The following is a 7979-nucleotide window of genomic DNA, read 5'->3' on the forward strand; positions in this document are numbered from 1 at the left end:
CCGCTGGCCAACGTCGCCGCCGAGGCGGCCGTGGCCGCCTTCCGGTCCGCGCCGGACGGGCCGCCCGCCGTGGTCGTGACGCACCTGCACCGGGCGATGTCGCACACCCGGGGGGCCGCGGTGGCGGTGGCGGAGCTGGACCCGGCGGCGGGCCTGCTGCGCTACGCCGGCCTGGGCAACATCACCGGGACCGTGCTGGCCCCCGACGGCACCCGGCGGGGGCTGGTCTCGCTGCCCGGCATCGCCGGCCACCAGCGCCCGACGGTACGCGGGTACGACTACCCGTTCCCGTCCGGCGCGACGCTGGTGATGCAGAGCGACGGGGTGGTGGACCGGTGGCGCGCCGAGGACTATCCGGGTCTGTTCGGGCGGGCGCCGGTCGTCGTCGCGGCGACCCTGCTGCGCGATGCCGGGGTACGTCGGGACGACGCCTGTGTGCTGGCCGCGAGAATCCCGTCGTGACCGCCCGCGAACCCCTGTTGCGGATGGCGTTGCGGGTGGAACAGGACATCTTCGGCGTACGCCAGCGGGGCCGGGAGGTCGCCGCCGCGATCGGGCTGGAGCACCAGGACCAGGTCCGGTTCGCCACCGCCCTCAGCGAGGTGGCCCGGGACCTGCTGCGCGCGGTGGACGGCGCGGACGTCACCTTCTCCTGTGTGACGGAGCCGGACGGCCGGCGGCTGCTCAGCGTCGACCTCGCCCCGCTGCGCCCGTTGCCCGGCAACCGGTACGAGCCGCAGTCCGGCGCGGTGGCGCGGTTGGTGGACACCCTGGGGCTGGCGGACGTGCAGGGAGATACCGTCGTGAGGATGTCCCGACGTGTCCCGCCCGCCGCTGCGGCGCTGACTCCGCAGCGCCTGGCGGAGCTGCGCGCCGAACTGGGTGCCAGCGCGCCGGCCAGCGCCCTGGACGAGTTGGCCACCCAGAACGGGCAGCTCATCGCCGCCCTCGACGAGGTACGCAGCCAGCGCGACGAGCTGGCCGTGCTGAACGCCGAACTGGAGGAGACCAACCGGGGTGTGATGGCGCTCTACACCCAGCTCTCCGAGGAGCTGGAGGAGACCAACCGGGGCGTGGTGGCGCTCTACGCCGAGTTGGACGAGAAGTCGGCCCAGCTCCGCGCGGCGAGCGAGTCGAAGAGCCGGTTCCTGGCCAATGTCAGCCACGAGCTGCGGGCGCCGGTGACCGCGATCATCGGGCTGGGACGGTTGTTGACCGACTCGGCGTCGGACCCCCTCACCGGCGAACAGGCACAGCAGGTCGAGCTGATCCGGTCCTCGGCCGCCGACCTGCTCTCCCTGGTCAACGATCTGCTTGACCTGGCCAAGGCGGAGGCGGGCCGGATCGAGCCGGAGTGGGCGCAGGTCGACCTGCGGGCGGTCTTCGGGCAGCTGCGCGGGACGCTGCGTGCGCTCACCCTGCGTTCCGAGGTGGAGTTGGTGGTTGAGGAGCCGCCCCCGGGCACGGTGCTCCGCTCGGACGAGGTGCTGCTGGCCCAGGTGTTGCGCAACCTGCTGCACAACGCGGTGAAGTTCACCGACCGGGGTGAGGTGCGGATGCGCGCCGAACGTGTCGACGACCGGCTCCGCGTCTGTGTCTCGGACACCGGGCCGGGCATCCCCGCCGAGCTGCACGAACGGGTGTTCGAGGAGTTCTACCAGGTGCCCGGCACCAGCCGGCGCAGCGGCACCGGCCTCGGCCTGCCGTACGCCCGGCGGTTGGTGACGCTGCTCGGCGGCACCCTGACGCTGACCAGCGAACCGGGCCGGGGCAGCAGTTTCACGGTTGACCTGCCCGTGGCGGGAGTGTGAGGTGGCCGCCGCCCCGCCGACGATCCTGGTGGTCGATGACAGTCCCACCAAGCGCTACCTGCTGGTGAGTTGGCTGACCCGGGCGGGTTTCACCGTGCGGGAGGCGGAGAACGGCACCGAGGCGCTGGCCCGGGTCGGGGTGGACCCGATCGACCTGGTGGTGCTCGACGTCCGGCTGCCGGATCTCAGCGGTTTCGAGGTCTGCGAGCGGATCAAGGCGGACCATCCGGCCATTCCGGTGATCCACGTGTCCGCGCACGCCGTCGACGTGGTGGACCGGGCCCAGGGGTTGACCCGGGGCGCGGACGCGTACCTGGCCGAGCCGATCGAGCCGGAGGAGCTGGTCGCCACCGCGCACGCGGTGCTGCGCTACTACCAGGCGCGGCAGCGGGCGGAACTGCTCGCCGAGCGGCTGACCGGGCTGGCCGACACCACCGTGGCGGTGCACGCCGCGTCCACCTTCGTTCGCCTGTTGCAGGAGGCGGCGGCGGGTGCGGCGCAGATCTTCCGCAGTCCGGCGGCGGTGGTCGCGGAGACCTTCGACGGGGAGTGCCTGGCCGGGGTCGCCGCCGGTCCGGGCGCGGTGGCGGAGATCGTGCCGTGGGTGGTGGACGACACCGGCGTGCCGACCGGCGCGACCGTCCGGGTGGACGCCCCCGAGGGGTGGGCGCTGGTGCGGTGGCCGGCCGACGACACGGTGACGGTGGCCGCCGCGAAGCTGCGGGAGGACCGCGCCCCGCTGTACGTGGTGGTGCCCACCGCCACCCAGACCGCCCGGACCCCGGTGTTGGTGCAGCTCGCGCAGGCGGTCGCCTCGGCGGTGGAGGCGCAGCGCTCCTACGACGAGGAGCACCGGATCGCGGTCACCCTCCAGCGCAGCCTGCTGCCCCGCCGACTGCCCGACGTCGCCGGCCTCGACCTGGCGGTCCGCTACGAGCCGGCCAGTGCGCAGACCGAGGTGGGCGGGGACTTCTACGAGCTGGTGATGCTCGACGGGCACCTGCTGGTGGCGATCGGCGACGTCGCCGGCCACTCGCTGCACGCGGCGACGGTGATGGCCGAGCTGCGGCACGCGATGCGGGCGTACGCGGTGGAGGGGCACCAGCCGGGGGTGATCGTGGACCGGCTCAACGTGCTGATGCGTACGTTGCTGCGCAACGAGCTGGCGACCCTGTGCATCCTGCTGCTGCATCCGTCGACGGGCCGGATCAGGCTGGCCAGCGCCGGGCACCTGCCGGCGTTGGTGACGGTGGACGGCCGGGTGGAGTTCGTCCAGCAGTCGGCCCCGCTGCTCGGGGTGCGCGCGGACCGCCCCGAGGACCTGGAGTTCACCCTGCCGGCCGGGGCGACACTGGTGCTCTACACCGACGGGCTGATCGAGCGGCGGGACACCACCATCGACGACGGCCTGGCCGCGCTGGCGGCCTGCGCGACGGTGGTCGACGACGACCTGGACGGTTTCTGCCAGCGGCTGCTGGTGGAGCTGGCCCCGCCGGAGATCCACGACGACGTCGCTGTGGTGGCGGTCCGCCGCCGCTGAGGGCTTCCCCGTACGCCACGCCCACCCCGCCCCCGAATTCCTGCCCCTCATCCCGGACCCGGGCGACCCCAACCACTGCCCTGATTACTCAGGGTGCTCACGCGAGGGCTTCGCTTTCGATGTTGCTCCCCGTGATCGCAGGCCGATCCCCCGTAACTCCCTTCTCCCTCCTTTGCTCTGCTGACCTATTCGCACCAGCGCGCTGAACTGCCAATTCAGAAGATGCCCGGGAGTGTGTCGTGCCCATCGCCCGGCACGGTGAGTAGCTGTCGCTGTGATGGCAGCAGAGCAAAGGATGCGGGCGGGACCGGGGGTGGGGAGGCTGTGGTTACTCACTGTTGTCGCCATGGGTGGGTTGGACGCTGCCGGGCCCGGCCGCTGTTCGGATCGGCCGGGGCGGCGGCGCGGTGCACGCGGTAGCTGACCGATGCGGGTGCGCGGCGCACGCACCCGTATCGCGGAGAGTTCTTGCGGCTATGACGAAAATAACTCTCCACAAGGGTGCGACCGGCCACGGAGGCGGTCGCCGGTGGGGGTGGGTGGGAGTCAGCGCAGGGAGCGGGCGTAGCCGGTGGGGGTGCGGCCGGTGACGGCGGCGAAGTCGCGGGCCAGGTGCGCCTGGTCGCTGTAGCCGAGGTCGGCGGCGAGGGTCGCCCAGTCGGGCATCCCGGCGGCGGCCTGCTCGATCGCCTCCAGGAGGCGGTACCGGCGGATCACCCACTTGGGGCCGACGCCGACGTGGTCCAGGAAGAGCCGCTGCAACCGCCGTACGGACAGGTCGTGGCGGCGGGCGAGGTCGTCGACCCGCAGCACGCTGCGGTCGGTGCGGATCGCCTCGGCGAGGGCGATCGCCTCCGCCGTCGCCGGGTCGGGCCGTGGTGCCCAGGCGAGGAGGAAGGCGTCCAGGGCGCGGCAGCGCTCGTCGTCCGTACCGTCGCAGCGGGGCGCGGCTTCGACGGACCGGGCGGCGCGGGCGGCGGCCGGGTCGGTGTCGAGCGGCACGTGCCGGTTGGTGAGACCGGAGACCGGGCGACGCCAGAACGGGCGGAAACCCCCGGGGCGGAACTGGATGCCGCTGACTGCTCCGGCGTCGGCCAGGGTGACGGTGAACAGGGTGCGGCCGACCCCGGCCACCTCGGCGGTCTCCGGGCCGGCGGCGTCGCGGCGGAACACCACGTTGACGGCCGGGTGCGGCACGACCTGCTGCGTGAACGGCGTGGTCAGCGCCCAGTCGACCAGCCAGTAGTGCTCCACCCAGGGGCGCAGCGCGGGGTCCGGCAGGTGCCGCCGGAACCGCAGCTCCCGGCGGAACCGGGCCGGATCGAGGATGCCCCGGTCGTCCCCGCGTGGCTGTCGCATTCGTTCAAGACCACCTTCATACGCTGGCAATATGGCAACGAAGACTAGTGAGCTGCTGGGTGCCGCCGTCCCGCGGACCGTGGCGTTGGTCCGGGCGATCGGCGACGACCAGCTCGACCTGCCCACCCCGTGCGCGGACTACACCGTCGGGGGCCTGATCAACCACGTGTACGACGTGGCGGTCAACTTCCAGCGGCTGGCCGCCGGGCAGGAGACGGACTGGTCGGTCAAGACCGACCACGTGGCCGAGCCGGGCTGGCGGGACCGGTTCGCCGTCGAGGCCGACCGGCTCGTCGCCGCCTGGGAGGACCCGGCCAGCGAGGAGGGCGTCGCGCCGGCGATGGGGCTGCCCCGGTCGACGGTCGGCCTGATGGGCGTGGTGGACCTGGTGGTGCACGGCTGGGACCTGGCGCGGGCCACCGGCCAGCCGTACGAGCCGACGCCGGAGAGCATCGGGGCGCTGCACGGCTTCATGGACGAGATGGGGCCGACGGGCCGGCAGATGGGCGCGTTCGGGCCGGAGGTGCCGGTCGACGCGGCCCGCCCGGAGCTGGACCGGCTGCTCGGTCGTACCGGCCGGGACCCGGCCTGGGTCGGCTGACCCCACCACCGGTCGGGCGTGGCGGGACCGCCGCGTCCGTCCCAGCCGGTCGCCCACCGTCACGTCGACCAGGCTGCTTGACACCGGCTATTCGCCGAATGAATAGTTAGTCAGGTGTCCACGTCGCACGTGCTGCTCGGGTTGCTGGCTGCCGGCAGCCGGCACGGCTACGAGCTGAAGCGGGCCCACGACACCCGGCTGCCCCGGGCCAAGCCGCTCGCCTTCGGGCAGGTCTACGCCACCCTGGGCCGCCTGCAACGCGACGGCCTGGTGGTCAGCGCCGGCCAGGAACGCGAGGCCGGCCCCGACCGGACCTCCTACACCCTCACCGACCAGGGCCGGGCCGCGCTCACCGGCTGGCTGGCCGCCGTCGAGCCACCCATGCCGTACGTGACGAGCGCGCTCTTCACCAAGGTGGCGGTGGCGCTGCTGGTCGCCGACCTCAACGCGGCCCGGTCCTACCTGATCGCCCAGGCGCGGGCGCACACCGAGCGGCTGCGCGAACTCACCGCCGTCAAGACGGCGCCCGCGTCCACCCTCGCCGACGTCGTCGCCGTCGACTACGTCATCGCCCACCTCGACGCCGACCTGCGGTGGCTGCGCACCACCCTGACCCGCGTCGCCGACTGGCACCGGGAGGTGCATCCGTGAGCGGACTCCAGGCACGCGGCGTGGTCCGGTCGTACGGTCCGACCCCGGCCCTGCGCGGCGTCAGCCTCGACGTCGCCGAGGGGGAGATCGTCGCGGTGACCGGGCCCAGCGGCTGCGGCAAGTCCACCCTGCTGCACTGCCTCGCCGGCATCCTGCGCCCCGACGAGGGTGAGGTGCACTGGCGGGGGGAGCGGATCGACACCTGGCCCGAGGCGGCGCGGTCCCGGCTGCGCCGTAGCGAGTTCGGGGTGTTGTTCCAGTTCGGTCAGCTCGTCCCCGAGCTGACCGCGGCGGAGAACGTCGCCCTGCCCCTGCACCTCGCCGGCACGGGGCGGCGCGGCGCAGGGCGGGTGGCGCGCGAATGGCAGGACCGCCTCGGCGTCGCCCACCTCGCCGACGTACGCCCCGGCGCGATGTCCGGCGGGCAGCAGCAGCGCTGCGCCACCGCCCGCGCCCTGGTCACCGGGCCCCGGGTGCTCTTCGCCGACGAGCCGACCGGCGCGCTCGACACGCTCGGCGGCGAGGAGGTCCTCACCCGGCTCGTCCAGCTCGCCCGGGAACAGGGCACCACCATCGTCCTGGTCACCCACGAACCCCGGATCGCCGCGTACGCCGACCGCGAGGTGATGCTCCGCGACGGCGTGGTCGACCCGAGCGGCCTCGGCCTGGACGAACCCCTCGCCCCGGTGGCCGGTCCCGGCGCGGTCGCCAGGTGACACCGGTCGTCGCGCTGCGGCTCGCCCTGGCCGGCAACCGCACCGACACCGCCCGGGTCGTCCTCACCGCGCTCAGCGCGGCCCTGGCCGCGCTCGCCGCGTTGGCGGCCCTCACCGTGCTGGCCATCCCCACCCCACCCGGCGGGCGGGGCGCGAACAACTCCGAGCAGTACGGCAACGCGCTGCTGCGCGAGCCCGGCCTGCGCGGCGGGACGGCGGTCGCGTTGCTGCTGCTCGCCGTCCCGGTGCTCGCCCTGGCCGGGCAGTGCGTCCGGCTCGGCGCGCCGGCCCGGGACCGGCGACTGGCCGCGTTCCGGCTGGCCGGGGCCACCCCCGGGCAGGTGACCGTGCTGGTCGCGGTGGAGACGGGGCTGGCCGGTCTGCTGGGCACCCTGGTCGGGCTGGGGACGTACCTGGTGGGCCGGGTGCTGCTGCACCGGCCCGACGCCCGGGGGCTGCTCCCCCTGCCCACCGACGTGCTGCCGTCACCGCCGGCGATCGGGGCGGTGGTGCTCGGCCTGCCGGTGCTGGCCGGGCTGGTCGGCGTCGTCCTGCTGCGCCGGGTCACCGCGACCCCGCTCGGGGTGGTCCGGCGGATCCGCCGGGAACGTGCCCCGGGTCCGTGGGCCGGGCTGCTGATCGTGGCCGGTGTGGCCGCGTACGGTCTGCTCGTCCCGGTCGGCCGGTGGTACGCCGCCCGTGGTCAGGACCCGCCTGCCGTGCTGGAACCGTTGCTGATGCTCGGTGGTGCGCTGGCCGCGCTGGTCGGGGTGGTGGTCGGCACCGGCTGGCTGTCGCACACGGCCGGGCGGCTGCTGCACCGGTGGGGTCGCGGGCCGGCCACGCTGCTGGCCGCCCGCAGGTTGACCGCCGACCCGTGGGCCGGCAGCCGGACCCTGGCCGCCCTGCTGGCGGCGGTGATCGTGGGGGCGGGCGCGGCCGGGCTGCGGGCCTCCATGCTCGCCGACATGACGGCGAACCGGGCCATCGGCCAGAGCTTCGCCGCCAGCGACGACTTCTACCTGAACACGATGGACCTGGTCGACCGGGCGGTCCAGGTGGCGGTGGCGCTGGCCGCCGGTGGCCTGGTCGTCGCCCTGGTCGAGGGGATCGTCGCCCGCCGCCGGACGTACGCGGCGCTGGTCGCCTCCGGGGTGCCCCGCAGCGTCATCGGCTGCTCGGTGGCCTGGCAGGCGCTGGCCCCGGCGGTGCCGGCCACGGTGCTGGCGCTCGCCGGCGGCCTGCTGCTCACCTGGACCACCGGTGGCCGCCCACGCAGCGACGGGGGGCCGACCGTCCAG

8 protein-coding genes are annotated in these 7979 nt (G+C 74.3%); 7 read left to right on the forward strand and 1 reads right to left on the reverse strand.

Annotated elements, in window-relative coordinates:
- The 3 genes from ACOJTC_RS16200 to ACOJTC_RS16210 form a co-directional block, all read left to right on the forward strand.
- On the forward strand, positions 1–462 hold a 462-nt coding region (locus ACOJTC_RS16200), incomplete at its 5' end, for a SpoIIE family protein phosphatase (RefSeq protein ID WP_420117504.1).
- 23 nt (positions 463–485) lie between these two features.
- Positions 486–1811 (forward strand): ATP-binding protein, encoded by a 1326-nt coding sequence (locus tag ACOJTC_RS16205; protein WP_420117511.1) that lies wholly within the window; start codon positions 486–488, stop codon positions 1809–1811.
- Between the two features lies 1 nt (position 1812).
- Positions 1813–3351, forward strand: a complete 1539-nt coding sequence (locus ACOJTC_RS16210; RefSeq protein WP_420117505.1) for a SpoIIE family protein phosphatase — start codon at positions 1813–1815, stop codon at positions 3349–3351.
- A gap of 546 nt (positions 3352–3897) precedes the next feature.
- Here the strand turns inward: ACOJTC_RS16210 and ACOJTC_RS16215 are convergent.
- Positions 3898–4710 carry an AraC family transcriptional regulator gene (locus ACOJTC_RS16215; RefSeq protein WP_420117506.1) on the reverse strand — a complete coding sequence of 271 codons (813 nt, stop codon included), beginning with the start codon at positions 4708–4710 and terminating at the stop codon, positions 3898–3900.
- A 31-nt stretch (positions 4711–4741) separates the two neighbouring features.
- On the opposite strand from ACOJTC_RS16215, the gene ACOJTC_RS16220 reads away from it, so the two are divergent.
- The 4 genes from ACOJTC_RS16220 to ACOJTC_RS16235 all read left to right on the forward strand — a co-directional run.
- Complete coding sequence (locus ACOJTC_RS16220; RefSeq protein WP_420117507.1) at positions 4742–5311, forward strand: TIGR03086 family metal-binding protein; 570 nt, start codon at positions 4742–4744, stop codon at positions 5309–5311.
- Between the two features lie 114 nt (positions 5312–5425).
- Positions 5426–5962 (forward strand): PadR family transcriptional regulator, encoded by a 537-nt coding sequence (locus tag ACOJTC_RS16225; RefSeq protein WP_420117508.1) that lies wholly within the window; start codon positions 5426–5428, stop codon positions 5960–5962.
- Positions 5959–6678: an ABC transporter ATP-binding protein gene (locus ACOJTC_RS16230; RefSeq protein ID WP_420117509.1), complete on the forward strand. Its 720-nt coding sequence runs from the start codon at positions 5959–5961 to the stop codon at positions 6676–6678. Before ACOJTC_RS16225 ends, ACOJTC_RS16230 begins: the two co-directional genes overlap by 4 nt.
- On the forward strand, positions 6675–7979 hold a 1305-nt coding region (locus tag ACOJTC_RS16235; protein ID WP_420117510.1), incomplete at its 3' end, for an FtsX-like permease family protein. The genes ACOJTC_RS16230 and ACOJTC_RS16235, both read left to right, overlap by 4 nt.

The sequence above is a fragment of the Micromonospora sp. genome (assembly GCF_048594385.1).
In the GTDB taxonomy this organism is placed as follows: domain Bacteria; phylum Actinomycetota; class Actinomycetes; order Mycobacteriales; family Micromonosporaceae; genus Micromonospora; species Micromonospora wenchangensis.